The 26,187-nt window shown below is 70.7% G+C and carries 18 protein-coding genes and 17 pseudogenes; 15 read left to right on the top strand and 20 right to left on the bottom strand.

The window, feature by feature from the left end; genetic code table 11:
- Position 1: 1 nt before the first annotated feature.
- From FF86_RS50570 to fxsA, 4 genes and pseudogenes are all read right to left on the bottom strand, one after another.
- A pseudogene (locus FF86_RS50570) lies at positions 2-666 on the bottom strand (radical SAM protein); the annotation flags it as partial.
- A 44-nt stretch (positions 667-710) separates the two neighbouring features.
- Positions 711-788, bottom strand: a pseudogene (locus tag FF86_RS50560) (hypothetical protein); the annotation flags it as partial.
- Position 789: 1 nt separating this feature from the next.
- Positions 790-1,204, bottom strand: a 415-nt coding sequence (locus FF86_RS50555; protein WP_242418920.1) for a radical SAM protein, incomplete at its 3' end; no start/stop codon positions are given.
- 50 nt (positions 1,205-1,254) lie between these two features.
- Complete coding sequence (gene fxsA, locus FF86_RS31175) at positions 1,255-1,452, bottom strand: FxSxx-COOH cyclophane-containing RiPP peptide (protein WP_110431453.1); 198 nt, start codon at positions 1,450-1,452, stop codon at positions 1,255-1,257.
- Positions 1,453-1,921: 469 nt separating this feature from the next.
- Between fxsA and FF86_RS16940 the strand changes: the two genes are divergently transcribed.
- The 11 genes and pseudogenes from FF86_RS16940 to FF86_RS16915 all read left to right on the top strand — a co-directional run bounded on the left by FF86_RS16940 (position 1,922) and on the right by FF86_RS16915 (position 11,449).
- Complete coding sequence (locus FF86_RS16940) at positions 1,922-3,520, top strand: TIR-like protein FxsC (RefSeq protein WP_052681138.1); 1,599 nt, start codon at positions 1,922-1,924, stop codon at positions 3,518-3,520.
- 8 nt (positions 3,521-3,528) lie between these two features.
- Positions 3,529-3,907: pseudogene (locus FF86_RS50550) on the top strand (AAA family ATPase); the annotation flags it as partial.
- A gap of 1 nt (position 3,908) precedes the next feature.
- Positions 3,909-4,144, top strand: a pseudogene (locus FF86_RS66765) (hypothetical protein); the annotation flags it as partial.
- Positions 4,145-4,281: 137 nt separating this feature from the next.
- Positions 4,282-4,945 (top strand): annotated as a pseudogene (locus tag FF86_RS50545) (toll/interleukin-1 receptor domain-containing protein); the annotation flags it as partial.
- Positions 4,946-5,004: 59 nt separating this feature from the next.
- Positions 5,005-6,241 (top strand): annotated as a pseudogene (gene fxsT, locus FF86_RS50540) (FxSxx-COOH system tetratricopeptide repeat protein); the annotation flags it as partial.
- Position 6,242: 1 nt separating this feature from the next.
- Positions 6,243-6,554, top strand: a pseudogene (locus FF86_RS50535) (tetratricopeptide repeat protein); the annotation flags it as partial.
- Between the two features lies 1 nt (position 6,555).
- The coding region (locus tag FF86_RS50530; RefSeq protein WP_242418919.1) for a tetratricopeptide repeat protein at positions 6,556-7,461 on the top strand (906 nt) is incomplete at its 5' end.
- A 548-nt stretch (positions 7,462-8,009) separates the two neighbouring features.
- A pseudogene (locus tag FF86_RS16925) lies at positions 8,010-9,344 on the top strand (acyl-CoA dehydrogenase family protein); the annotation flags it as partial.
- 1 nt (position 9,345) lies between these two features.
- Positions 9,346-9,443, top strand: a 98-nt coding sequence (locus tag FF86_RS62605) for a hypothetical protein (protein ID WP_255355825.1), incomplete at its 5' end; no start/stop codon positions are given.
- A gap of 98 nt (positions 9,444-9,541) precedes the next feature.
- Positions 9,542-10,672, top strand: a pseudogene (locus FF86_RS16920) (acyl-CoA dehydrogenase family protein); the annotation flags it as partial.
- A 135-nt stretch (positions 10,673-10,807) separates the two neighbouring features.
- On the top strand, positions 10,808-11,449 hold the full coding sequence (locus FF86_RS16915) for a GNAT family N-acetyltransferase (protein ID WP_044885698.1): 642 nt from the start codon (positions 10,808-10,810) through the stop codon (positions 11,447-11,449).
- A 7-nt stretch (positions 11,450-11,456) separates the two neighbouring features.
- Here the strand turns inward: FF86_RS16915 and FF86_RS16910 are convergent, their stop codons facing one another.
- From FF86_RS16910 to FF86_RS16880, 13 genes and pseudogenes are all read right to left on the bottom strand, one after another.
- Positions 11,457-12,437 (bottom strand): hypothetical protein, encoded by a 981-nt coding sequence (locus tag FF86_RS16910; protein ID WP_052681136.1) that lies wholly within the window; start codon positions 12,435-12,437, stop codon positions 11,457-11,459.
- Positions 12,438-12,450: 13 nt separating this feature from the next.
- Positions 12,451-13,533, bottom strand: coding sequence for an SCO2521 family protein (locus FF86_RS16905; protein ID WP_044885696.1), 1,083 nt, complete (start codon positions 13,531-13,533; stop codon positions 12,451-12,453).
- 1 nt (position 13,534) lies between these two features.
- Positions 13,535-13,752, bottom strand: a pseudogene (locus tag FF86_RS50525) (hypothetical protein); the annotation flags it as partial.
- Between the two features lies 1 nt (position 13,753).
- Positions 13,754-14,231: pseudogene (locus FF86_RS50520) on the bottom strand (SCO2522 family protein); the annotation flags it as partial.
- Between the two features lies 1 nt (position 14,232).
- Positions 14,233-14,524 (bottom strand): annotated as a pseudogene (locus FF86_RS50515) (hypothetical protein); the annotation flags it as partial.
- A 54-nt stretch (positions 14,525-14,578) separates the two neighbouring features.
- Positions 14,579-14,705 (bottom strand): annotated as a pseudogene (locus tag FF86_RS50510) (ParA family protein); the annotation flags it as partial.
- A 1-nt stretch (position 14,706) separates the two neighbouring features.
- The coding region (locus tag FF86_RS50505; RefSeq protein WP_242418918.1) for an SCO2523 family variant P-loop protein at positions 14,707-15,499 on the bottom strand (793 nt) is incomplete at its 3' end.
- Positions 15,496-15,792 (bottom strand): annotated as a pseudogene (locus tag FF86_RS50500) (hypothetical protein); the annotation flags it as partial. The pseudogene FF86_RS50500 and the gene FF86_RS50505, both read right to left, overlap by 4 nt.
- 1 nt (position 15,793) lies before the next feature.
- Positions 15,794-16,130: pseudogene (locus FF86_RS50495) on the bottom strand (hypothetical protein); the annotation flags it as partial.
- A 1-nt stretch (position 16,131) separates the two neighbouring features.
- The coding region (locus tag FF86_RS16890; protein ID WP_242418917.1) for an SCO2524 family protein at positions 16,132-17,343 on the bottom strand (1,212 nt) is incomplete at its 3' end.
- A 35-nt stretch (positions 17,344-17,378) separates the two neighbouring features.
- The coding region (locus FF86_RS16885) for an SCO2525 family SAM-dependent methyltransferase (protein ID WP_242418916.1) at positions 17,379-17,964 on the bottom strand (586 nt) is incomplete at its 5' end.
- Positions 17,965-17,974: 10 nt separating this feature from the next.
- Positions 17,975-18,206 (bottom strand): annotated as a pseudogene (locus tag FF86_RS50490) (hypothetical protein); the annotation flags it as partial.
- A 378-nt stretch (positions 18,207-18,584) separates the two neighbouring features.
- Complete coding sequence (locus tag FF86_RS16880) at positions 18,585-19,148, bottom strand: N-acetyltransferase (RefSeq protein ID WP_242418915.1); 564 nt, start codon at positions 19,146-19,148, stop codon at positions 18,585-18,587.
- 443 nt (positions 19,149-19,591) lie between these two features.
- On the opposite strand from FF86_RS16880, the gene FF86_RS16875 reads away from it, so the two are divergent.
- Positions 19,592-21,050: mechanosensitive ion channel family protein (locus FF86_RS16875; protein WP_242418914.1), on the top strand; the 1,459-nt coding region annotated here is incomplete at its 5' end.
- A 248-nt stretch (positions 21,051-21,298) separates the two neighbouring features.
- Entirely contained in the window at positions 21,299-21,724 is a 426-nt protein-coding gene (locus FF86_RS32110) for a trans-aconitate 2-methyltransferase (protein WP_236706443.1), read from the top strand.
- Between the two features lie 384 nt (positions 21,725-22,108).
- Here FF86_RS32110 and FF86_RS62600 read toward each other — a convergent pair whose 3' ends face one another.
- The 3 genes from FF86_RS62600 to FF86_RS16860 form a co-directional block, all read right to left on the bottom strand.
- Positions 22,109-22,243, bottom strand: coding sequence for a hypothetical protein (locus FF86_RS62600; protein WP_255355822.1), 135 nt, complete (start codon positions 22,241-22,243; stop codon positions 22,109-22,111).
- Between the two features lie 624 nt (positions 22,244-22,867).
- A complete protein-coding gene (locus tag FF86_RS16865) occupies positions 22,868-23,176 on the bottom strand; it encodes a GlsB/YeaQ/YmgE family stress response membrane protein (protein ID WP_044885693.1) in 309 nt (102 codons plus the stop codon).
- Positions 23,177-23,350: 174 nt separating this feature from the next.
- Positions 23,351-23,989 (bottom strand): hypothetical protein (locus FF86_RS16860; RefSeq protein WP_242418913.1); only part of this gene is annotated, 639 nt, incomplete at its 3' end.
- Positions 23,990-24,575: 586 nt separating this feature from the next.
- Here FF86_RS16860 and FF86_RS50485 point away from each other — a divergent pair.
- Both FF86_RS50485 and FF86_RS50480 read left to right on the top strand, forming a co-directional pair.
- Positions 24,576-25,134: pseudogene (locus FF86_RS50485) on the top strand (amidase family protein); the annotation flags it as partial.
- Between the two features lies 1 nt (position 25,135).
- The coding region (locus FF86_RS50480; RefSeq protein WP_242418912.1) for an amidase family protein at positions 25,136-26,081 on the top strand (946 nt) is incomplete at its 5' end.
- Positions 26,082-26,187 lie beyond the last annotated feature (106 nt).

The following is a 26,187-nucleotide window of genomic DNA, read 5'->3' as shown; positions in this document are numbered from 1 at the left end:
CTCACTCTGTGCGGCGTCGGGCGCGCTCGAGATCCGCGCCGATCCGGGTTCCGATATGCGAGATCAGGTGGAACAGATCCGGACAGTACACCGAGCGGTTCCGGAAGCCGGTACCCGGCCGGTATCGATGGGGGTAGTACCCACCACCGCAGACCCGATGGATCGGGCAACCGGCGCATTCCTCGCCGAGCGCCGCGGCACCGATCTGTCTGGCGACGATGCCCGGATGCCGCAGAGCGGCATCGAAGTCGTCCCGGTCGACGTGCAACCCGGTTGACGCGGCTCCCTGGTAGGCGGACTTCAGCGCGTCAACCTGCTCGATCGAGCCGTCTGTCTCGACCACGACCACCGTCGACGGGGTCAGCCCCACGGTCTCGACCCGGCTGCGGCCGCCGAGCAGCAGAGCGATGATCTCGTCGAAGAGGCGGAGTTCCGTCTCGTGTTCCGAGGCGGAATACCAGCGGTCGAACAACGACTCGAGCCAGTCCGCGTACGGCGTGTCCCGCTCGTCCGCCCCCCGCCCGGGCGGTCGGACCAGCCAGTTTCCATGAGGCAGCAGAAAGTCGACCGCCGGCGGGTCCCAGGCGAGCAGGCTTTCATACACCTCCACCGGGTCGCTTGCCAGATCTATGACGCAGAGCAGACCGCCGAAGATGTCACGGAACCNCTGCCCGGTCAGCCGGGCGAGTCCGGCCTGCGTGTCCGCGAGNCTTTCCGACCCGTCCCGTCGGATCCGCCGTCGGTTGTGGTGGTCGACGCCGCCGTCCACGCTGACGCCCACGCGGATGNCGTGGCCCAGGCAGAGATCGAGCATGCGCTCGGTCAGCAGCACGGCGTTCGTCTGGAGGCTGAACACGACGCGCGTTCCGGCGGGCACCGCATCCCGAAAAGCCGTGACCACGTGGTCGAGCAGGTCGGCCCCGGCCAGGAGCGGCTCGCCGCCGTGCAGGACGACGTGGACGGCGCTCAGAGCGTGCCGCCGAGCATGCTGCGCCACTCGCCCGGCCGTCGCGGCAACCGTCCGGTGGCTCATCGCCGCGGGCTGACTGCGCCAGCTCTGATCAACCTGATGGTAGACGTAACAATAGGTGCACGAAAGGTTGCAGCGGCTGTGCACCTTGAGAACGAACTGCGAGAAGGGCTCGGGTCGCCAACCCGAGCCTTCCAGCTCTTTGTCGGGAAGCGAGCCATACGGCCACTCCATCCGCCGCGGTCGCCTCGCGTCGGCGTCAGAGATCTGCACCCTGCCCCTGTCTAAAGCGCCGACAGGGCAGAGGTGAAAGCCAGACTCGAGTTGAAGCCGGTCGGCGGTGCGGAGACCTGCGCCGCCTCGCGATCCAGGCGCGCCAGTGCCCGCCGGAGTCCAGGGCTGTCCACCGCCCCGATCGTGTCAAGCGCCACCCCGGTCATGTCGGGTAGCCATGACTCGAAATCTGTCAACGACCGATCCATCCGCGCCCTCCTCAAGGGGCCCCGGTCTTCCAATCTAGCCTGACCGGCGAGCCGGCGCCTGTAAAGCAACACAGTAGGCGCCGGCCGGCGGGAACCGGCGTCGCGGCGACAAGCCGACGGCGCGCGGCCGACGGGCCGTATACCGCCGCCGGGCCCTTCGGAAACCGTACTTACCTGGTTTCCGGCGTACCGGTGCCAGGTCTCCTGCCACCTCCCACGACGTAGACTCTCTTCTCACTCATCGATACCCGACACCGGCTGGACCGGCGGGTGCGGTGCCGGTCAGGTAGGAAACGAGGGGACCAGTGGAACCGGGGGAGATCGTCCGTGGGTCATGGGTCAGCCAGTCGACACAGTGCCAGATAGCCGGCCGAGAACGCCCACCCGCACCGGGCCNCATCGCGGCCCGAATCCGGTGGGCGACCCAGGCCCACGCCAGCGCCCGCCGCTTCGGACGTCCCCCGGCCCGATGACTGCGCTTCCGTTGTACTTCTTCCTCAGTTACGCGCGGCTTGACATCAAGGACGGCCCGTTTCTCAACAGATTCTTTCTGGATCTTCGACGGGAGGTCCGGGCCCGCTGCGGCCATCCCAGCCTGGATGACGTCGGCTTTCTCGACACCTCGAACATCCGGCCGGGTGCGGCCTGGCCGAATGAGCTGAGCGACGCCCTCCGGCGATGCCGGACCTTCGTGGCGATCTGCTCACGCAGCCTCTTCGCCAGCGAAAACTGTGGCCGGGAGTGGCAGGTCTTCGACGACCGGCTCCGGGCACAGGAAGCCAACGGGGCGATCCGCCCGCCGGCGTTGCTCCCCGTGATCTGGACGCCATTGCGGCCAACGCCCGCAATCCTCTCCGGGTTGCAGTACAGTCATAGGGATCTCGGGGAGGGCTACGCCACACACGGCCTGCGATATCTCCTGCAACTGAAGCGGAACTATGACGAGTACCAGGAGTTCCTGGTGGCGCTGGCCAACCGGATCATATTTCTGGCCGAAGAGTCCCCCCTCCCGTCCATGGCAGCCGTCCCCGACTTCGATGCGGTCCGCAACGCTTTCGAGCCGGCGGAGATCGCGGCCCACTCGTCCGCCTCCGCACCCCGGCCCACCGAAGGCAACGGTGTGGTCATCCTGACCGGCCGCGAGCGGACGAGTACGGCGCCACCGACGGAAGGTCGAGCCGAGCCACCCCCACGACCTCAACCGTCCTCAGGGCCTGAACCATCACCGGGACGTGAGCCATCACCGGGACGTGAGCCGCCCGCAGGGCGGGAACCGTCACCGGGCCTGGCTCGCGGCACCGAGCTGGCCACCCCACAGGAGCCGGACTCGCCGCGCGCGCAGGAGTTCACCGCACCCGCATCCACGGCCGACGGATCGGCCGGCAACGCCTGGGCTTCCCAGAAGCCCGGCGCTCCCCACCGGATGGCCGCGTCGGCGGCCCGCGCGGCCGTCGGCGATCCCGGCGGCGGTCCCAAACGGGTTACCTTCGTCCTCGCCGTGACCTCGGCGAACGAGCTGGCGGCACTGCGCCGGCGGCTGGACTACTACGGCGGTCAGTTCGATGAGTGGACGCCGTTTCACCCGCACTTCCGCCAGCGGGTCTGCGTTCTGGCGCAGTCCGTCGCCGCGAGCCAGGACATGGTCTCGAACATCGTCAAGCTGCACACCGGCATCGGCGGGTTGCTCGAGACCTCCAAGGAACGCAACGAGGTCGTCGTCTTCATCATCGATGTGTGGACCGCGATGCTGGAGCCCTTTCATACCGCGCTCATCGAGTATGACGGACGAAACGAGCCCACCACGGGTGTCCTGGTACCCTGGAATCCGCACGATGCCGAGACGATCGAGAACGCCGCCGAGCTGAGGGCCAGCCTGGCCCAGGCACTGCGCAACAACGTGCTTCGGCAGGACGACTTCCTTCGCATGAACGTCAGCTCACACGACGAGTTCGGGAGGACCCTCGTCCAGGTGCTCGCAGACCTGCAGGCTCGCATCTTCTCCTCTCATGCATCGTTGCGTACCCGTGACGCCCAGCCCCGCCGCCGACCGTTCCTCCAGAGCCCGTAGGAGGTTCGGTGGCAGGAACACCGCCGGGCACCATCGTCACGTTCTACTCGTACAAGGGCGGAACGGGCCGCTCGATGGCGCTGGCCAACATCGCCTGGTTGCTCGCCAGCAACGGCCGGCGCGTCCTCGTCGTGGACTGGGATCTGGAGGCGCCCGGTCTGCAGCGATACTTTCACCCTTTTCTCCACGACCCCGAGCTGCGCTCGACCCGTGGCGTGATGGACATGATCTGGGATTTCACCGCAACGGTGATGTCCCCACCGGTCCCCGGTGACGAGGACTGGTTCGAGCGCGCCACCGCGATCACACCCTACGCGGAATCACTGGACACGATATTTCCGGACGACGGAACGATCGACTTCGTCTGTTCCGGCCGCCACGATCCGGNGTACTCCCAGCGCCTGAGCACCTTCGACTGGAGCACCTTCTACGATGCGCACGGCGGCGCAGACTTCATCGACGCCGTTGCCAGGAACATGCGCGCGTCCTATGAGTGGATACTCGTCGACAGCCGGACCGGGCTGAGTGACACCGCCGGGATCTGCACCGTCCAGCTACCCGACATCGTCGTCAACTGCTTCACCCTCAGCACGCAGAGCATCGAGGGGGCGGCTGCCGCCGCTCNATCGATCGACGGGGCGGACGATGCCCATAGAATCCGTATCCTCCCGGTTCCGATGCGGGTCGAGGACGGCGAACAGAAGAAGCTGGAGCTGGGCCGCGACCTCGCCCGAGCGACCTTCGACACCTTCCTGCACGGNATGGACGGCCGCGGGCGGGAACGCTACTGGGGTGATGTCGAGATACCGTACAAGCCCTACTACGCGTACGAGGAGATCCTGGCCGTCTTCGGTGACCGCCCCCAGCAGGAGGGGACGTTGCTGGCGGCGTACGAGCGGCTCGCGTCCTGTCTTTCCGACGGCAAGGTAAGCGCTCTTGCCCCGCAGGACGAGCGGGAGCGCCGACGCATTCTCGCGCTGTTCGAACGCACCCAGATCCCCATCCCGACGGAGATCCTCGTCAACTATGCCGCCGAGGATCGCACCTGGGCCGACTGGATCGCCGTGGAGCTGGCGGCGGTCGGCTTCGCCGTGACACTGGAGACGACCACCGGCGTGCCACCAGGCTGGACCGGCGATGGCCCGGCCGCAACCGCACCCGGCGGAGGCTCCCGGACGGTGGCCGTCCTGTCCCGGGCCTATCTCCGCTCCTCCGGGCAGGAGCGCTGGCGTCAGGCGACCGCCCGCGATCCGAATGGCCTCGCCCGCCTGTTCCTGCCCGTACGTATCGAGGAGTTTCCGCTCCCCGCCCAGTTCGGCGAGCAGGACTACACCGACCTCGCCGGCCTGAGCGAGACCACCGCGCGGCGGGCGCTGCTCGCCGCGGTGGGGCGGCCCGACCGCCGTACCGCACCCCTGCGCACCANGACCGGCGCGGACACCGCGGTCCGCTTCCCCGGCGACCCACCGCAGGTCTGGGCGGGAGTGCCCGCCCGCAACCTCGCGTTCGTGGGCCGGAAGGAGCTCCTCACCGAGCTTCGGAACCGTTTCGTCGGCGTCGGCACCGTCCCGGCCCACACCCAGGTGTTGCAGGGCCTCGGCGGCGTGGGCAAGACCCAGCTCGCCACGGAGTACGTACACCGCTTCGCGACTTCGTACGATCTGGTCTGCTGGATCCGCTGTGACCAGTCCACGCTGCTGCGCAGTGGGCTGGCGGCCCTCGCCCGGCAGCTCGGGTTGCCGGCCCGCCCGCGGCACGAGCCGGTCGACGACGTGTTGAACGCCCTGCGCCGCGGCGATCCGTACCGGCGATGGCTGCTCGTCTTCGACAACGCCGACAGCCCGGACGACATCACCCCGCTGATTCCCCTCGGGCCGGGGCATGTGCTTATCACCTCCCGTAACCAGCGCTGGCAGGGCCGTCAGGAACGGATGGAGATCGGGGTTTTTGGTCAGGAAGAGAGCGTCGCCCTGCTGCGCCGTCGAGCTCCGACGCTGGCGGTGGAGGTCGCGACCAGGCTCGCCGACGCGCTGGGCCACCTGCCGCTGGCCCTCGAGCATGCGGCCGCCTGGCATGCCGAGACCGGGATGAGCGCCGAGAGCTACCTGCAGCTCCTCGACAGCAGTCCCGGTCCACTGCTGCTGAAGGGCGAGATTCCCAGCTATCCGGGCCCCATCGCCCGGACCTGGCTGCTGTCCGTCGACCGGCTACGCACGCAGGCCCCCCTCGCGGCGCGGCTCGCCGAGCTGTGTGCCTTCTTCGGCCCGGAACCGATCAGCCTGCGGCTCTTCGCCGGTGAGCAACTGCGCGGCCTGGAGGACCCCCGGGACCAGGAGTTCCGGGATCCACTCACGCTGGCCACCGCCGTCCGAAACATGACCGAGCACGCGCTGGCCCGGGTCGACGAGCGGGATCAGAGCCTGGAGATGCACCGGCTCGTGCAGGCGGCGATCCGCGACGACTTCTCTCCGGACCAGCAGGCGGGCGTCCGTCAGCGGGTGCAGGCGTTGCTGGCGGCGGCGGATCCCGGCGATCCCGACGAGCCGCATACCTGGCCTCGCTATGCCTTGCTACGCCCCCATCTCGGGCCGGCGGGAGCCGCCGATTCCACCTCACGGGACGTCTCCAAGCTGGTCCTCAACATCGTCCGCAGCCTGTACATGCAGCGTGACCACAGCGGCTGCCGGGACCTCGCCGACGACACGTTGCGCGCCTGGAACGNCAGCCTGGGCGAGAACGACCAGCGGACCTTGGAACTCACCCTGAATCTCGCTGACAGCCTGCGGGACCTGGACGAGCCGGAACGGGCCCGCCAGCTGGACCAGTCGGCCCGGGAACGGCTACAACGCGTTCTCGGGCCGGATGCTCCCCTCACGCTGCGGGCGGCGATGGCGCTGGGCGGCGACCTCCGCCGGATCCGCAGGTACCAGGATGCCCGCACGCTCGACGAGGAGACCTACGAGCGGTGCCGGATGCGCGGCTGGCTCGATCACCCCGACGGGATCCTGAGTGCCAACAATCTCGCGGTTTCCCTNCGCTTCGTGGGTGATTTTGCCACCGCCCTCGACATGAGCCGAGACATCTATGAACGGGCGCTTCGGCTGAACAGCAAGAAAGCCGTCTACACCCTGCAGCTCGCGGACAACCATGCCCGCGATCTCCGCGAGTGCGGCCACTACCAGGAATCGCTCACGCTCCTGGAGGAAACCGTGGAACGCTGCCGCGAGGACCTGGGCGAGGGTCATGCCGACACCCTCAGATCGTTGCGGAACCGCGCGATCTCCATGCGGTGGTGCGGCCAGAGCGACCGCGCTCGTCAGGAGTCGGCCTACACGCTCGGCAAGATTGACAACCTGGTAGGACAGGACCATCCGGAGGCGCTGGCGACGGCCGTCAGCCTGGTCTTCGACCTGTGCCTGGCCAGGGAGACCTCAGCGGCCCGCAGCCTGGCGGAGGCTACATTCCGGCGCGCCCGCGGTCGGCTCGGACCGGACAGTCTCTACACTCTCGCCGCCGCGAACGCGTTGATCACGGCCCTCCGGTCGGAAGGGAGCGCGGCCGCCGCCACCCAACTCGCGAAACAGACCGTCGAATTGCTGAGGACGTCACTACCCCAGGATCACCCGTTCATCTTCTACTGCCTGGAAAATCTGGCCAACTGCTACTACGACACGAACAACTTCATCCTCGCCCAAGGACTCGATCAGGAGGTCGAGGCCGGCCTGCGGGCGAAGCTCGGCGACAGCCATCCCCTCACCATGATTGCGTCCCTCAACCATGCCACCAGCCTCTCGAGAACCGACCCGGCGACCTTGACCCGGGGTCTGCAGGTGGACATTCTCGAAAATCTTGAGGCGGGACTCGGCGCCAACCATCCGGTCAGTGTTCGAGCACGCGACGGCGAGCGGGTGGACCTTGAGATCGATCCGCCCCCACCGTAGCGGAACGAGCCCGTACGGTCAGGGACCGCTGCCGGGCCGGATGCTCGAGGTGAAGCCGGACATGGCGTCGGCGGGGCGCACGGCCTCCTGGCGGAGCCTCGCCAGGGCGTCGCGCAGCCGCGGATGGGAGCGGTCGCCGAGGTCGCCGAAATCACCGAGATCGGCGAGATCGGCAAGATCGATCTCGGACAGATCGGGCAGAGCCGACTCGAACGCCTCGTCCCGGTCGATCATGCGCTGCTCGCTCCCGTCCCGTTCGACGACCCGCGNGGCCGACGGTCAGACTGCAGCGTACGGGCCGGCAGTCAGCCCACCGACAACGGCGCCGTAGAACGGGCGAGTCGGTCGTCCTACCGTCGATCCGGCCCGACAGCCTGGACCTCCGACAGCATTCCGTGGTCGAGCGCGTCATCCGGGTAACTGCCACGGGGTGCGGCGGCCGCGGGGCGACACCTCTCCTCAACGGAGGATCAATCCACAGGTGACCGGACCCAGTCGATGATCTCGCGCACTTGTTGACTGCGGTCTGGACGACCTGTTTAGGTCGGATGGCGAGATGCGGCATAGCTCACACTCCGCACGTCATCCTGGTGCCCGACCGTCCGTCGGCTCCGGGCCCCGCCGAAGGGTCGGGGGCCGGTCGGGTGCACGGTGGGCGCGGAGGCGATCGCAGGATCGGTGGCGGGGTCGCGTCGGCATCCGAGGTGTCCTGTCGTCCATGCGGGGAGTGGCCCATGAGCTCGGAGTTCGCCTGGTCCGCTGAGCAGGTCGAGCTGCGCCGGACGGTACGCGCGTTCGCCGCGCAGGTCAGTCCGCAGGAGGAGGTCCGGCGGCTGATGGCGTCGCCGCTCGGCCACGATCCCGCCGTCTGGTCCCGGCTCGGCGAGGAACTCGGTGTGCTCGGCCTCGCCACGGACGAGGAGTACGACGGCGTCGGCGACGGGCTGGTCTCCCAGGCGGTGGTGATCGAGGAGTTGGGCCGGGCGCTCGTGTGCGGGCCGCTGCTCGGTTCGATCATCCTCGGTGCCACGGTGCTGGGGGGCCTGAGCGACAAGGCGGCCCGAGCGGAACTGCTGCCGGGGCTCGTCGCGGGCCGAACCACTGCCGCGCTGGCGGCGCCGCTGCACCGGGGCGGGTTCGACCCGGCCGCCGTCACCGTGACCGCCACCGCCCGCCACAGCGGCGCCTCCGCCTCGGACGGCACCCCCTCGCCGGACGGAACCCCCTCGCCGGGCGGCACCGCGACCGCCGGGTACACGCTGCGTGGTTCGGTCGCGCACGTGCTGGACGGCGCCGCGGCGGACCTGCTGCTGGTCGCCGCGACGATCGGCGGCGCGGGCGCGGGCACCGACGGGGACGGCGACGGAGACGGGGACGCCGTCGGGCTGTTCGCGGTGAGCGCCGACGCCACCGGCCTGGTCCGGCAGTCCGCGGCGACGATGGACCTCACCCGCCGGCAGGCCACCGTCAGCTTCAACGACGTCCCGGCCCGGCTGCTCGCCGCGGCGCCGGAGGCCGCGGCCGTCCTCGCCACCACCGCGGAGACCGCCGCCGTGCTGCTGGCCGCCGAGCAGGTCGGCGCCGCCCAGTACCTGCTTGATCTCTCCGTCGAGTACGCCAGGACCCGGCTGCAGTTCGGCCGGCCGATCGGGTCGTTCCAGGCGGTCAAGCACCTGTGTGCCGACATGCTGGTGCTGGTCGAGCAGGCCCGTTCGGTGGCCTACCACGGGGCATGGGCGCTCGACGAGGGCACCGACGACCCGCGGATCGCGGCGAGCCTCGCGCAGTCGGTGTGCTCGACGGCGTTCACGCAGGTCGCGGCGATGGCCGTGCAGGTGCACGGCGGGATCGGCTTCACCTGGGAGCATCCCGCGCACCTGTACNTCAAGCGCGCCTATACCGACGCGGCCCTGTTCGGTGGCGCCGAGGCGCACCAGGAGCGGCTGGCCCAGCTCGTCCTTGACGACGCCGACGGCCACTAGCCCGGCCGGCGCAACCCACGGCCCACGCAGGCACCGGCAATCCACGCAGGCACCAGCGACCTACGGCACGACGTGACGACGACAGGCGGGAGACGGCGATGAGCGCCGAGACGGCCGACGCCCTGGCTGCGGCGGGGGCTTCGCAGGACGACCGGACGCGCGTCGAGCGGGCCGCCCACGGGGTGGTCGCCGGCCTCGACCCGGCCACCGCGACGACGGCGGAGTACCTCGGCGCCTGCTACGACGCGGGCCTGGCCTGGGTGCACTTCCCCGTCGGCTTCGGCGGCCTCGGCCTGCCCGCCGGGCTGCAGGCGGTCGCCGACGCGATCCTGGCCGCCGGCGGGCGGCCCGACCCGTTCCTGAACAACCCGATCGGCGTCGGCATGGCCGGCCCGACCCTGCACGGCCACGCCGACGAGGAACTCCGGGCGAGGCTGCTGCGCCCGCTGTACACCGGCGAGCAGATGTGGGCCCAGTTGTTCAGCGAGCCGGGCGCAGGCTCCGACCTCGCCGGACTGTCGACCCGCGCGGTGCGCGACGGCGACGACTGGGTCGTCGACGGGCAGAAGGTGTGGACGAGCCTCGCGCACCTGGCGAGCTGGGCGCTGCTGCTGGCCCGGACCGACCCGGACCTGCCCAAGCACCGCGGGCTGACGTACTTCATCGTCGACATGCACGCCCCCGGCGTCGAGGTCCGGCCGCTGCGGCAGGCCACCGGCCAGGCCGAGTTCAACGAGGTCTACCTGACCGGCGTGCGCGTCCCGGACGCCCACCGCCTGGGCGACGTCGGCCAGGGCTGGAACGTCGCGATGACCACGCTGATGAACGAGCGCTCCGCGATCGGCGACTCCGCGCTCGGCCGCGGCTCCGGCACGATCGCCGACGCGCTGGAGCTGTGGCGGGACCGGCCCGACCTGCACAGCCCGGCGCTGCGGCTGCGGCTGGCCGATCTGTGGACGCAGGCCGAGGCCTACCGGCTCACCGGGGAGCGTGCCCGGGTCGCCCGCACCGCCGGACCGCCCGGACCGGAGGCGTCCATCGGCAAGCTCGTCGGCGCCGAACTCAACCAGAAGATCTACGACTTCTGCATGGACGTGCTCGGCCCGGAGGGCACCCTCTACGACTCCTACGACGACCCCGCCGACAGCCTGCAGCGCCGATTCCTGCGGGCCCGGGCCAACACGATCGAGGGCGGGACATCGCAGATCCTGCGCAACGTGCTGGGCGAANGGGTGCTCCGGCTGCCCGGCGACGTCCGCGTCGACACCGGCAAGCCCTGGCGGGACGTCCCTCGCGGCTGACCCGCCCGTCAGTGTCGCAACGCCGTTACCCGCGCGATGCGGTGAACGGGCAGGATCGGACAGGTGCGCATACGGCGGGCGTCCGAGGAGGACTGGGACAGGATCTGGCCAATCTGGCGGGCCGTCGTGATCGAGGGCGAAACCTGCCCCTGGGAGCCGGACACCGGTGAGGAGACCGCTCGAGCCGTCTGGATGCTCCCGCCGCCGGCCGAGGTGCTGGTCATGGAGGAGATCGAGGAAGAGGCCGAGGCGGACGAGGCGGCGGACGGGCTCCCGGGCGCGGTGGCCGTCGTGGCGACCGCGCTGCTGACGCCGAGCCTGCCGGGCCTCGGCAACCACGTGGCGCAGGCGATGCTGCTGGTCGATCCGAAGCGGGTCGACCAGGGGGGGCCTCGCGCCGGCGCCGGTCCGTACGAGGATCACGGGCCCTACGGTGGCCCGGCATCCCCCACCCGTGGGCGTGCCGGCGGTCACTGGGAGAGCGTCAGCCGCCAGGCCGCCGAAGAGATGATCGACTACGCCACGGACCTGGGCTACCAGGCACTGCAGGTGCACGTCGTCGCCGCCAACCCGAAGCTGGTCTCGCTGTGGCGGTCGCTGGCGTTCCGCCAGGTCGGCACGCTGCCCGCCGCGTACCGCCACCCCTGGCTCGGCAACGTCGACCTGTACGTGATGTACCGCTTCCTGCCTCCGCGCGAGCGCTGACGCCGGCTCAGGCGGCTCGCGGGGCGGATGGGTCGAACGGTTCGGCGACCTTCCACAGCTCGTCGAAATGGAGCCGGTGGGCCTGCACGACGTCCGCCCGCAGCACGAGTCGGGTGTTGACGATCGTCGGCGGCATGGCGGTGCCCGCATGGGCTCCGGGCGTGACCTCGTATCCGATGACGTCGTCGAAGACGATGAAGTCGAGCAGGGCGCGGCTGGCACGCAGCGGGATCGACTCCGGGTGCAGGGTGCGCACCTCGATGCCGTGGTTGGAATGGCGGGAGCACAGGCTGTGCAGGTTCTCCTCGGCCAGCACGTTCTCCCGCTCCAGCACGAGGATGCGCCGGATCCGCACGCCACGTCGTTCGGCCGCCTCGCGCTGACATTCCAGGTAGCGATGACCGAGGTCGCTCTCCCAGAAACCGTCGGCGAAGCCGTGCACGCCGCCGTCGACCGAGGGCAGGCTGATGGCGTCGATGGATGTGCTGGCCTCCCGGGTCAGGCCGAGCAGCCAGTCCCGGTCCTCGCCGAAGTAGGTCGCGGTCCCGCTCTCCAGTTCCCGCAGGAACTCGGACATCCGATGGATCTCCGCATGGGCAAATTCGTAGCGCAGCCGCGGTGACTCCCCGATCGCGACCGCGTTTCGAAGGAACTGGACGACGACATCGGTGCGCATCGCCGACGTCTCGACCAGACTGAACAGCTCAGTAATCTCGCTGATCTCGGCGAAACGGCGCTGCACGATGGATTCCATGCTTGAATGATGCGCCGCGATCGAGGTTTCGACCAGCTTGATGCGTCGCTCGAAGTCGACGAGGAACTGCACGATGAGGACGACGGACCCGACGAAGGCGGAGAACAGCAGTGCCCATTCCTTCTGCTGCCCGGTCAGATTGGCGATCACCCAGGTGAGACCGCCGGTGAGGACGCTGATCGTCGACTTCCGCAACACCTCGGATGTCGTACCGACCCGGATCTGGTCGTTCACGGTTCCCCCGAACCTAGCGGGCTCCATCGCCCAGGCTGGCGAGGAGCGAGAGAGCAAGCTGATCGCGGATCCAGCCGACCAGACTTTCCCACTGACGGGAGAAGCCGAGCCGTTGTTCCAGACCTGTCCAGACCGGAAGCAGCTCCTCGCCGATCCGCGCGCCTGGCATCCACACATGCAGCAGATGATCTATTACCGGCGTCAACTGTGATGGCAACCGACCTCCTCCGCCTGCCCGAACCCGGCTGCCGGCGACGACATGCTGGACTGTGGTGAGAAGCCAATCGTGGAGAGCGAGATCCTCGCATAGTCCGACGATGCTCACAAGGTCCAGCCCGGATCCATGAATACGCAGTGTGCGTACGGTTTCGTCCGCGACGACGAATCCGATGCGGCAGACGTGACCGGACGCCGGTGAACGGCCAGAAGTGGTGTCGGCGGCGGCGGATCCTGAACTCCAGGCCGATTCGCCGACCGCGGGATGGCCGCACGGGAGGAGCGCGAACCTGAACCGCGTCCGCCGCGCCCGAAAAGGAGGCTTCTGGTCGAGAATCGGGCTTTCCTGCACCTGGTCGAGCAGCCGGCCGCAGACCGCCCCCAGATCGAGGGTGGTCCCGGGCCCGTCGCCGGTCTCGGTCAGCAGGAAGCCGTCGGCCAGGTCGTCGGCGGACAGCCGGCCACCCACCTCGATCGTCCCGGGGTGGGCGAGATGGTAGGCCCAGGGCCGGCGGCGCCCGGCCGGCCGCGCACCGCCCAGGACGATCCGGACGTGGGTGCTGGCCTGCACCAGCCGGCCGCTGGTCACCGAGGCTCGGCTGAGCACCGTGCCGAGGCCGTCGCGGCGGGCCCCGGAGGCACTGGGCACGGGGCAGTGCACCCCAAGGGTCAGGTCCGGCGAGACGCAGTGGGGCACGGGCCGCGCCGAGACCCGCACCTGGGACCCGGGCCGCAGGGCCACGACCGCCGTGGCCTCCGGCTCCGTGAGCGCCCGGGACTGGGCGAGCAGGCCTGTGCGCACCTCGCCCACGAGAACACGCGACCCGTCGTGGGCGACGCCGGCGGGCGGGATGGCCCCCTCCGCTCTCTCATCCGCCATCTCATCCGCCGAGGAAGACATGGCCGACCCGGTCGGGCAGCTCCGCCGGCAGCGGCACGTTCTCCCGCCCGGCCCGGCGCAGGGTCTGTTCGGCCACGATCGGGTCGACGGCGACCTGGCCGAGGGTCATCCGGACCGCGTGCTCGACGGGGAGGAACCGGCCGTCGAGCACGGACAGGGTGCGGTACGCGGTAAACGGGGCCGCGTGGCCCGGTAACTNGGCGATCGTCGGGAACTGCGCCCAAGTGGCCGGCAGGTCGTCCGGATCGATGCCGACCGGGGTCGCGGCGGGTCGACCGAGGACGCGTAGCTGGCCGAGTCGGAGAAGCTGCCACACGGTGGCGAGGAACGGGCACGACCACCGCCGGCCGGCCCCCTGCTCCCGCCAGATCTCCACGTCGAGGAAGATCGAATGCCGGTGCGCCCGGTTCTCCACCGGCGGCTGCCAGGCCACGGGTGCCCGCATGGCCTGCCGGGCGCCCCCGGCCGGCGATCGGACGCCGTTGCACAGCCAGCCGTTCTCGTGCACGGGCGGCCGGTTGCCGTTGAAGCCCGCCGCCGGGTCGGCCACGATCAGACCCTCGACCAGATCGGCGAGGGAGGCGGCCGGCCGGGGCCCGGCCAGCGCAGCGGCACCGTCCATCGGCGCGGCGCAGCCCGATTCACGCGCGATGTAGTCGATGGTCAGTCCCGCGCAGNGGGCGGCCGCGATCAGCCGGGGCACCACGACGTCGGGCCCGAGCGGCGCGGCGGCGTAGTCGTCGACGAGGACGCAGGTGCTCGCCCGCAGCCGGGACCGCGGGACGCGGGCGAGGTCCGCCAACTGGTCCGGGCCGGTCCACGTCGCTATCCGGCCGAAGTAGGCGGGCAGGTCGACGCTGCCGTCGACCAGTTCCTCCATGTACAGGTGGCCGAGTTCGACGGACAGGTGGGACAGGGGTATCTCCACCGTCCGATCGGTGGCGCTCGTCTCCCCGACGACAACCTCCACGCCCGTCACGCCCCCACGCCCGTCACGCCCCACGCCCGTCACGCCCCACGCCCGTCACAGCCCTTCCCAGGACTCGTCGTCCAGGACGTTCTTGGCGAGGTCGTCGAGGGCCGTGCTGGTCTCCGGGTTCGCGATCCGCAGCGTCCAGACATCACTGTCGAGGATGAGCTGTTCACGCCACNGCAGGACGGGATCCAGCGGGACCGAGCCGAGCAGGACGCTGCGCCCGATCCGTCGTCGCGCGGCGAGCTTCTGCAGCTCCGCATCGGTCTCCTGCAACCATGCCGCCTGGGTGGGCAGCAGACCGGCGAACTGCGACGAATCAGGGTCGGGAACGGCGGTACGGACGAACCGGACGGAGTCGTGCAGCCGGTCTCGGTGATGCCCCTTGGCCGCGCCGGTGTCCACGATGCCGTGCTCACCGTAGGCGAGGCCCGCAGCCGCGACGATGTGCTGCCGGGTCCAGCGGTGGAAGACCAGCCAGCGGGTGACGACCGCCTGCAGGGCGGGCCGTGCGGTGACCTCGAGGACGAGCTGCAGCGCGTAGGAACGCCCGGCGCTGAGATCGACGATGACGAGTTCGAACTCCTCCGCCAGGCGCCGCAGCAGCCGCTGGCATCGGTCCGTCATCTCGTCGTCGGTCGGGAACTCGCCGCCGCCCTCGTCTCCGGGCAGCAGCACCAGCCGTCCCGCGCCCGCCGGCCGGGGCCGCAGCTCGGCCCGTTCGATGTGCCGCCACAGATCGAGCTCGGCCGGTGCGGCGACCGAGCCCTCCAGATAGCTGTGCAGGCCGCGGCCGCCGGTGATGCCGCGGGTGGCCGAGTCCACATGCAGGATCGCGCCCGCGGTCGGCGAGCCGAAGTCGAAGTCGAGATAGCAGACGTCGCTGCCCTGCAACGCGCAGCGCAGCGCCACGTTGCAGCTCGTCACCGATCGACCGGTGCCGCCCTTGTCCGAGGTCGCGAACAGGATCATTCGGGATCGCCCTGCCTGGATCGGCGCGCCGCGACGAGCTCGTCGAGCTCGCCCAGCACCTCGAACAGGATCGCGATCGCCGTCCCGGGCCTGCTGTCGGCGACGGCGCGGGCCCGTTCGAGACGCCGACCCAGGTGGTCGAGCCGCCTGCCCACGGGGCCCGCGTCCGTGGCGCCGCGCAGCAGTTCCTGGCTGTAGAGGTGATCGGCCTCGATGGCGAGATCCTGGGCCATGACCATCAGTCGGTCGTTGCGCAGCGGCGCCTCGTTGATCATGGTGGCCGCGACCACGAGNCACTCCATCACCCGCTCGGTGAGGTACCACGAGGGTGCCTGATCCTCCGGCTTGAGCTGCGGGAAGGCGGCGCTCGCGTCGTCCCAGAGCCCGGCCGCGGGGCCGCTGGTCAGCCGGCGCAGATGCAGATGGTCCCAGACGTCGTCCGTCAGGCGCAGCAGCCGATCCCGCAGCTCCGTCCCGCCCGCGAGCGAGGCGACGCGGATGGTCCGCTTCAGCAGGGCCGTGGCGAAGTCGGCCACCGGCCAGACGACCTCGGGGCCCCGCTGTCCGGAGGGGAGGTCCTCGGCGCCGTAGAGGTTCAGCCGCACCCCCGGGACGTGCATCTCGACCGCCGNGTCCTCCTCGAGCGCGCGGCGCGTGACGCGGCCCCGGGCCGACAGCTCCTCGAGCACCCGGCCCACCCGGGCCAGGTCGAGGTCGACGGCCCGGCGTTGGACGAGCGCCTCGACCGTGACGGAGGTGACGAGCAGGCTGTAGTAGTCCGACTCACGCCCGTCGGTCGTCCGCCAGGGGATGTCCTCCAGCGGCCAACGCTCCCCGCCGAACCCGGCGAGGATGGACCAGTACTGCTGGGTCAGGTCCCAGCGGATCTGCAGGGCGCGCATGAACCCCTGCTGCTCCTCGGTCAGCAGGTCGAGGATGCGGGTCCGTTCGGAGAACAGATCGAGGATGCCGTCGAGCGCGACGACCGTGAAGTACAGGAACGGTCGCCGGACGGCGACACCGACCGGCTGGTCCAGCGGCTCCGCGGTGGGCACCTCCGGCGCGTCCCTGATGATCCCCCAGGACCAGCCGCACTCGAACAGATGCTCCTCGTTGTCGAGCTCCTCGGCGCCGCCGGAACCGAGGGTGACCTCGGCGAGGCCCGCGCGGACCTGGGCGAGCGCCTCGTGCAGCTCGGCGACGATCTTCTTGGGCGGCAGTCCGCGCTGGTTGACCGTCTGGCACAGCACGCGGCCCGCGGGCGAGTCCGGCGCGAACGAGTGCACCGTGAAGCTGCGCAGCAGACCGACCATCGCCGCCGTGAGCCGACGGCTGGCCATCTCCTCCAGCTCGGCGATCTGGGCCAGCAGCGCCGGGCGCCGCACGACCTTCTCGAACACGTTGAGAAAGCCCAGCGTGGCCAGCGAAAGAGTGATGGACATCGAGAAGGAGTCGACGACATCCAGCCGCCGCTGCTCCGGGGTGAGTAGTTCGCCTTCCACCCGCGGCTCCAGGTAGCTGCCGCCCGCGAAGACCGGCGTGTTGGCGCCGGCCGTGTACCGCTCCATGTAGGCGCGCATCGCCATGATCAGCCGACGCGGAATCTCGACCGCGTCCCCGAGCTGGGCGAGTGCCTCACGCAGGTCCCGGGCCGTCTCGTCCGGCCGGTCGAGTTTGAAGGCGGCGATCTGGGAGGCCGGATACATCAGGCACAGCAGTTGCTCGGCATCACTGGTCGAATTCGGCTCGGCCCGCCCGGCGGGTGTCCACACCCCGTCGCGGTAGGAATAGTCGACCGTCGCCCGCCACAGCTCGAGAAGCGACTGCCGAGGTCGGATGCGCACCATTCACCTCCGGTCCCGGGACCGCCGGCCCCGGCTCATGCGGCACGCACCCGGCCGCAGGCTACGATCATCCCGGTGTACCCGGCCCGCAGGACGTCGCTGCCGATGCCGATCCGCTCCAGTCGCAGGTCGGTGGCCGCCGTCTCGAGAATCCTCCGGATGTAGCCCTCCTCGACGGCGACGGCCGGAAAGCGGCGTCCGCCGACGTCGTATCCGTCCGAGTTCTCCATGAAGGCCGCGGCGAACGGGGCGCCTACCCGCAATGCCCCGACGAACCGCCGCACCGCGTCCTCGAACTCCTCCGGTCGCTCCGAGATGGACTCGGCGACGAAGAACATGGTGCCGACGTCCCACCCGCGCCTGGGCAGCTTGAACACGCTGCCCTGCTGCACCGACACGCGGTCGGCGAGCGCCTGGCGCGGATCGCCCACCTCCTGGTAGCGCGACCGTTCACACAGCAACTCCCAGAACGGATCCCACGAGCGCCCGTAGTCGCCGATCTCGTCCCGCAACCAGGCCACGTTGCTGGCGGACGGCTCAAACAGCGTGATCGTGCGACACAACGGCAGCATGGCCAGCGCCGGGTACAGGTTCGGTCCGGATCCCACGTCGAGCCCGCGGNCCCCGCCGNCCGGCAGCGAGTCCGCGAAGAAGTCCCGGACCAGTTCGAGGATCTGCCGGTCGTCCGAACGGAGGCTGCGATAGTTGTGGCGCAGGTAGGAGGCCGTGTCGAACTCGTCCCAGGGGAAGTCGGCGTTACGCGGCGCACCGACGGAGGCGGGCAGCCGCTCAAGCGCCTCCCCGCCGGCGCCGCGACCGGTCGGCCGAGTACCGAGCCGGTGACGGGAATCGACCTGGGCCATCTGCGGCTCCGACATGATATACACCTCTTGGATTCAAGCTATCAAATACCGAGCACGGCCGAACGAGCNCGGCCGAAAAGGTCCGAAGGTTGACGGGGTGGCGACCCGCCCAGTTCGCGCCGGTGGCGGACATACCTGCTCCCCGTCACATCCCACGGTCGGACGGTCCCACTCCGAACGGACGCGACGGCGACCGACACACCAGCACGCGAGGTCGGCCACGATGCCCGGATCCGATCAGGAGGATATTTTTCCCGATTGCGCGGGCGACAACCACAACCACCCCCAGCTCCGGTCAACCCCACACCTATGCCGCACTGCTCACGGCGGGCGGCGGGCGCGCTCCGCGCGACTATCGGTAGCGATCTGCCGGGCGACTTACTCGGCTATCGGTTCTGCATTGCTCCGGAACTTCTCGGCTCGCGGATCGAGTGGGTCGCGTTGACCTCCCACCGCGGGTGCCGTGTGCCTGTCCCGGTCCACGGGGTTGAGCGCCAGTTCCAGGAGTTGGCGGGGTTCGTCGGGACCGAGGTAGTCGGCGATCTCGCCGAGCCGCACGAAGCCCAGCCGGCGGTAGAGACGCACCGCGGCGGCGTTCTCGCCGTCCACGGTGAGCCGGACGCGATCGAGACCCTGCGCACGCAGGCGGTCGAGAGAGGCGTCGGCGAGCCGCCGGCCGAAACCCCGACCCCGACTGTCCGGTTCGACCCCCAGCCCCAGGAACCAGGCCAGGCCGCGGGTCGTCGAGCGGACCGCGACGGAGTACCCGCGCATCCCGCCCGCCTGTTCCAGCACGAGCAGTTCGCCGCGGTGCACGTCGAAGATCTGTCTCAGGACGAAGTAGGGATAGGCAAGATGGCCGAAGATCATCTCATCCAGCGCGGCGAGGGCCGCCAGATCCTTTTCCTGTACCTGCCTGATGATGGTCGGGAAGGAACCCATGCCCGCCTCCGGTGAGCGTGGCGCGGCCCGGCGCCGTCCGCCGGCGCGGTCGCCGGCCTGGCTCCATCGCGTCCACGATCCGTGTGATCCGTGCGCTCCGCCTCCATCATCGTCCGCAGCGCACACAGCCGCACACGATCCGCGATCCGTTACCTCGAAGTGGTATCCCGGGGTGCCTGGACCGACGCGAATGCCCTCGGGCGGTTAACACCTCCGCCTGACTATGGCGCGGATCACTTCATGAGCCGCCGGATCAGGGGCAGGGCACCCGGGGAACCATGCCCCCCAGGGACGAGGAGCCTGCCTGTGCGTGTAAGCGCCGCGCCCGATCTGTCCTTCTCCAACATGCAGTCGACGATCGCCGTGNTGACGGTCCTGGTCGGTGCGGTCATCGTCGCCGCGGCCGCCNCCATACTGCTGCACCGGGTCGCGCTGCGTATCGNCCGGCATTCCCAGATCGTCGCCGATCTCGCGCACCGCGGCCGGCGGCCCGTCCGGCTGACCCTGATCCTGCTCGCGCTGCTCATCGGCCTCAACGCCACCCACGAACAGGACTGGACGCAGCCGGCGATCCACGTCTGCGACATCCTGCTGATCGCCGGGATCGGTTGGTGCGTCGCCGTCCTCGCGTTCGTCTTCGAGGAGCTCGCGCTCGCCCGCTACCGGGTGGACGTCGTCGACAACCGGCACGCCCGGCGGGTGCGCACCCAGGTCACGCTGATGCGGCGGATCACCGTCGCCATCATCTCGATCATCGCCGGTGCGTCGATGCTCATGACGATCCCGAGCGTGCGCGTAGCCGGGGCCAGCATCTTCGCCAGCGCCGGCGTCGTCGGCATCGTCGCGGGCCTGGCGGCCCAGACCTCGCTGGCCAACGTCTTCGCGGGCCTGCAGCTCGCGTTCACCGACGCCATCCGGGTCGACGACGTGGTCGTCGTCGAGGAGGAGTGGGGCCGGATCGAGGAGATCACGCTGACCTACGTCGTCGTCCACATCTGGGACGACCGGCGGATGATCCTGCCGTCGACGTACTTCACCACGACGCCGTTCCAGAACTGGACCCGCAAGGAGTCCGCCGTGCTCGGCGCGGTGGAGCTGGATCTCGACTGGGAGGTCCCGCTCGAGGAGATGCGCGCCGAGATGCACCGGGTCCTGGCGGCCACCGACCTGTGGGACCAGCGGGTCTGCGTGCTGCAGGTGACCGACGCCGTCGGCGACCACATCCGGATCCGGGTGCTGGTCAGCGGCAAGGACGGCCCGACCACCTTCGATCTGCGCTGCCACGTGCGGGAGGCCCTCGTGCTGTGGCTGCAGCGCAACCATCACCGGGCACTGCCGCGAACCCGCATCGAGTTCGACGCCACCGCCCACCTCACCGGTCCAGGCTCCGGCCCCCTCGCCGACCCTGGCCACCTCACCGACGACCGCCGCGACGCCAGCCGGTACAGCGCAGACCAGCACAATGGTGCCGGCCCTTACGGTGCCAACAGCCACCAGAACGGAGCCGGCGACCGCGACGGGGGCGCCATCGGCACCCTGGTGCGCGAGCGGGAGGACCGCGACGGGATGCCCCGCGACCGGCTCCGCAAGCGCGACGGCGCCCGCCGCGGCTGGGAGCCGATCACCACGATCACCCTGTCCACCAGGGACGGCGACGGCAGTCATCTCCCCCCGACGCCCCGCACCCCCGACGGCTCGACCGGCCCGGGTGAGGCCGGCGACGCCCCGGACGGCCCCCAGCCCCCGCGCGCCGACGCCGCCGACGACGCGCGGCTGTTCTCCGGCGCGAGCGCGGACTCCGCCCAGCGGGCTCGCGACTTCAGTGAGACCACCGACCACACGCCCGACCCGGACCACCCCGGCGACGACCCCGGCCCCGGGAGGGACGCAGACGATCGGTGATCTGCTCGCGGTAAGCCGCTGCCACCGGACACCACCACCGGCGACCGCGGACCCGGGCACGGGGCCAGGGCCGGGCACGGGGCCGGTGGCGCGGTTTCCGCGGAACCTCGTGGAAGGGNAAGACGTACCCGCGGACGGCCGCTAGGTTGGCGGCCTGATCGGCGATCTTTTTACTGGAACCGCCGCGTACTACGCTCGCCACCGACCTGGCTACCCGCAGGCTTTTCGGTGTCGATCCCGAGCCCGAAATGCTCGCGGAGGCGGCACGAGCGGCGAGCCTGGCGGACGTCCGTAACGCGAGATGGGTGGAAGCGCGCGCAGAGAACCTTCCCCCGGAAATCGGCCGGTTTCGCCTCGTCACCATGGGCCGGTCATTCCACTGGATGGACCGGGACCGTGTTCTGGCAACGCTCGCCGACATCGTCACCCCGGGCGGCGGACTCGTCATCGTCAACGACAACTGCCTCGTCCGGCCCGCCACCGACTGGCAGCGGGCGATCGAGGAGGTCCAGGCGAGGTTTCTCGGGACCGTGCGTCGCGCCGGCAGCGGCGTCTTCGTGCCACCCGCGGAGTCCCACGAGAGCGTCCTGCGCCGATCCCCGTTCCGGCACGTGGAAAGGATCGTCTTCGAGTTCGAGCGAAAGTGGACGGCTGACCAGATCGTCGGCTACTGATCTTTAACGTGCGGTGCCGGTGGATGGATCATGATGATGGCTCCGCAGTCGATCCGGTGACGGCGACGTGCCCTNCGGGCAGATCAGGATGGTGCCAGACCGGCCCGCGGACGGCTGCCGGCCGGCGCACAATCCCGCCCCTGACCCGCCCTCGACCCGCCCTCGACCCGCCCTCGGCTGATGATCGAGGTGTTCCGCGGAACCGCGCCACGGTCATCACGCTTCCGTCACCGGGCGGGCGCACGGTTCGGCTGCGCTTCCGCTGGTGCTGGTGCTGTCCTCGTGTGCTGCCGGGACGCGACCGTCACGGTCGCCGCTGTCGCGTTCGCACGGTTCTTTGCCGGTCCGGTCCGGTCCGGGTCCGGGTCCGGGTCGGGTCAACGCTCACGTCGCGTGGCCGGCGAGGGGGGCCGGGGGCAGGGGTGTGCAGGGGAACGGTGCCATCCGGTCCTTGTGTAGGGACAGATCGGACGCGGAACCCACCAGAGCGACCAGGTAGGCGCTCTCCCCTGCATCCACCCTGAACACCCCACAGCCGCCGTCACGATCTGTGATCACCACCACGGCCACGGGGTACGGTCATTTTCGGATTCCGCGGAACCGGAACCGGGCGGGATCCGCTCCAGTCCGACCCGGTGAATTAAAGATCAGTATCTGTACTCGACGTCCTTCCCCATCGGGCGGCTCCTGGGAGACCGGCGAGCTTCCTTCGAGAAGGAGATCACCGAGGCGCTGCGCACATCCTCCCCGGACGGCAGGTTCGTGGAGCCGGTCCACCTTGCGGCGATCTTCGCCCTGCCGGGCGCGTGAAACCGCCGGCCATCCCGAGATGATCCCGCCCGGTCCACCCGCGACGCGCCCAGGCGCGCGTCGGGTCACCCGCGCCGGCCGGCCCCGGAACAGCAAAAAGCCGCCGGGACCNAGGGGCCGGCGGCGAAGTCGGGATGGCTGTGCACTGGCGCGGGAGGGACGTCGGGGGCGAGGTCGGCGGGCGAGGTCGGCGGGCGAGGTCGGCGGGCGAGGTCGGCGGGCGAGGTCGGCGCGGGGCGGGCTGGGCCCGCGCCGGCCGACCTCGCGGTCGTCGGCTTCTCGGCAGTCCCGGAGATCACCGATGGGTGTCGCCGTGACCGACGGTCAGTGCGGTCACCGACGGGCGTAGCGGCGGCTACGACCACGCGACCGGCTGTTGCTGTGGCCGCCGACGTTGCGCCAGATCAGCAGCACCAGGATGGCACCGATGATGGAGCCGATGATCCCGGACGGCTGGAGCGCGCCCTCACCGACATCCTTGTTGAACAGGACGTAGCCCAGGAAACCGCCGACGAAAGAACCGATGATGCCCACGACAATGGTGCCGAGAATGCCGATCGGATCGGGTCCGGGCAGCACCACGCGAGCGACGGCGCCGGCGACCAGACCGAGCAGAATCATGACGACGACGAATGTGACCATTTTATTCTCCCTGCCGAGGTGGTTGAGTCCTGTGTCCCCGCACCCGATCGGCATAAACACCGGTATGCGCACTCTTTTCCGGTCCGGAGGGAACAGACCGGAGGAAGAGGGCAGGGACGGGGCGACCCAGCCACCCCGGGCAGGCGGTGCTCAGTCGGCGCTGCGGCGGCGGCNCCGGCGGGCCCGGCGGACCAGGAGCACCAGCGCGGTGCCGGCCAGCACGCCACCGGTGGCCCGCGGGTTGTTCCGGGCCCGCTGCCCGGCGGAACGGGCCGCCTTACCGCTGGTGGCGAGGGTCTTCTCGGCCGTGGCGTTCACCTGCGGGTGCTGGGCGAGCCGCTCCCGGACGGTTCCGACGGCCCGGTCGCGAGCGCCGATCGTCCGCTCCGTCGCGGCGGCCAACCGGGGGTTCTCCGCGACCTTCTCCCGCACGGTCCCAGCAGCCTTCTCCGCCGCGCCACGGGTCCGCTCGGTTGCGGCGGCGACGTGCGGAGCGAGGGTCGCGGCCGCGCCGCTGACGCGCTCGCGCACCTCGGCCGCGCCCACCGCCACCCGCTCCCGGGTGCTCGACGCCTCCCCCGGCCCGGATCCTCCCTCCCCATCGGACGCGGGGGAAGGCGCGGCGGCGGGGGAAGGCGTGGCGGCCGCGGAAGGCGCAGCGGCGGGGCTGTGACCGTTCAGCGCGGGCGCGCTGGTCGGCCGTTCCGGCTCGGGCGAGGACGGCCGGGCCCCGCCAGGGGCTGACGGCGCCGCGCCTTTCGGCGGCGTGATCGGCGCGGGGTCCGGCGTGGCCGCGTTCGGGTCCACTGACATCGGGTGGTTCCTCCCTCATCGTCTTACTTCGTCTCGAGGTCTTCCGATCTCGACAGCCTGCGGATCCCCGCGGCCCTGGCGGTCTCGGCGCGGCGAGTTACCGCGTCGACGCACCGTCGCCGCCGCCCGCGCGGCCCGGCCGGCCCCGAGAGGGGTCGAGCCGCCTTACCGGGCCATGGTTCGGCCGACCGGCGGGCGGTCCATCCGGTCGGGCGGTCCATCCGGTCGGGCGGTCCGGCGGGTGGGCCGCGGCGGCCGCGGGAGACAACCCGGTGGTGGCCACCGGGATACCCGTGGTAGCGCCGCGAGATGTTCACGATCCGTTCTCCCGTCGGCGGTACCCCGTCCCCGATGTTGATAACACGATGTGGCGTGCGTGATACGGCGTCCCTCGCATCACGTGTCCGACAACGCGCGATATGACCCGAATCTCACGTGACGTGCACTAAACCCTTCCCTTCCCCATGCCTCTGNCAAACCGGTAACGACGGCGGACAATGGGAGGTATCGCGCGAGAGGCGGGGCGAGCGGTCCGCGGTCGGTTACGGTGCGGGCAGCAAGGCCCGATGCGGCAGGGGGGTGGCTGATGTCGGACGCGCCTGGGATGCTCGTCGATCCGGAGCGGGACGGCCCGCTGGACGGCGTCGCCGCCCTCGCAGCCCGCCTCGCGCGGGGCGAGGTGACCTCCCACGAGCTCGTCGAGGCCGCGCTGGACCGGATCGAGGCAACCCAGTCCACGCTCAACGCCTTCCGCCGGGTACGGGTACGCGAGGCACTCGCGGAGGCGGCGGCGGCCGACGTGGAGCTCGCCGCCGGGTCGACCGGTGGCCGGGGCGGATCGGCCCACGGCCCCGGCGGACCGGCGGCCGACCGGCACCGCCCCCTGCTCGGCGTGCCGATCGCGATCAAGGACGACACGGACATCGCCGGTCTGCCGACGGCGTTCGGTGCCGCGGGCGAGTTCCCCCCGGCCGCTCGGGACAGCGAGATGGTGCGGCGGTTGAAGGCCGCCGGGGCTGTCATCGTCGGCAAGACGAACACGCCCGAGTTCGGGCAGTGGCCGTTCACCGAGGGCCCGGCGTTCGGGGTGACCCGCAACCCGTGGGATCTGGACCACTCCCCCGGCGGCTCCTCCGGCGGCGCGGNGGCGGCGGTGGCCGCGGGCCTGGTGCCCGGCGCGATCGGTTCGGACGGCGCCGGATCGGTGCGCATCCCGGCCGCCTGGACGCATCTCGTCGGGATCAAGCCACAGCGCGGTCGCATCTCCAGCGCGCCCGTGCGCGAGCAGTTCAACGGCCTCACCGTCTACGGCCCGCTGACCAGGACCGTCGCCGACGGCGCCCTGCTGCTCGATGTCCTGGCCGGCAGCCTGCCCGTCGACCGGGACTCCGCGCCGGCGCCGGTCGAGCCGTTCCGGTCCGCGGCCGGGCATCCCCCGCCCCGGCTGCGGATCGGGGTGTCGCTGCACCGCCCCTACAGCGGGATGCCGGCGAGCCTCGATCCGGCGGTGCGCGCCGCGGTGGAACGGATGGCCGAGGTGCTCGCCCGGCTCGGGCACGACGTCGTCCCGGTGGAGCCGCCCTACGGCCTGCTCGGGACGATCTTCCTGCCGCGGTCCATGGACGGCATCCGCGACTGGGCCGGACGGGTCCCGGACCCGTCCCTGCTGGACCCACGGACCGTGGCCAACGCCCGGACCGGCCGGGCGCTGCGCCCGTTCCTGGCGTTGACCCGCGCGGCCGAGCCGCTGGCCCGGCTCAACATCGGCCGGATCTTCCGCCGGATCGACGTGGTGCTCGCGCCGACGACGGCGACCCCCCCGCCGCGCGTAGGCGAGCTCAACCGGGAGACCAACTGGGCCACCGACCAGGCGATCGTGGCGGCCTGCCCGTTCGCCTGGCCGTGGAACGTGCTGGGCTGGCCGGCCGTCAACGTGCCCGCCGGGCGCACCGCCGCCGGTCTGCCGGTCGGCGCCCAGCTCATGGGGCCCGCGGGCAGCGAGGCCCTGCTGATCTCCCTGGCCGCGCAGCTCGAGGACAGCGAACGCTGGCACCTGCATCACCCGGGCGAACGCGCCGTCCCTACCGCCTGACCTTCTGGGCAGGTTTCCGTCACCCGACGGCCGGGTTGCGAGGGTGTGTGGTCGAACGCCTGGTCTGCTCGGGAGAATGAGNCATNCGAACTGCCCGGACGAACCC

Origin of the sequence: Frankia sp. CpI1-P (assembly GCF_001421075.1) — a bacterium.
GTDB lineage: Bacteria > Actinomycetota > Actinomycetes > Frankiales > Frankiaceae > Frankia > Frankia torreyi.
This window is presented reverse-complemented; position numbering and strand designations above follow the sequence as displayed.

Excerpts from the sequence above, each read along its gene's own strand:
- fxsA (WP_110431453.1), bottom strand. The coding sequence starts at position 1,452 with ATGGATCGGTCGTTGACAGATTTCGAGTCATGGCTACCCGACATGACC.
- FF86_RS16940 (WP_052681138.1), top strand. The coding sequence starts at position 1,922 with ATGACTGCGCTTCCGTTGTACTTCTTCCTCAGTTACGCGCGGCTTGAC.
- FF86_RS16905 (WP_044885696.1), bottom strand. The coding sequence starts at position 13,533 with ATGGCGGATGAGAGAGCGGAGGGGGCCATCCCGCCCGCCGGCGTCGCC.
- FF86_RS16880 (WP_242418915.1), bottom strand. The coding sequence starts at position 19,148 with ATGGGTTCCTTCCCGACCATCATCAGGCAGGTACAGGAAAAGGATCTG.
- FF86_RS32110 (WP_236706443.1), top strand. The coding sequence starts at position 21,299 with ATGCTCGCGGAGGCGGCACGAGCGGCGAGCCTGGCGGACGTCCGTAAC.
- FF86_RS16865 (WP_044885693.1), bottom strand. The coding sequence starts at position 23,176 with ATGGTCACATTCGTCGTCGTCATGATTCTGCTCGGTCTGGTCGCCGGC.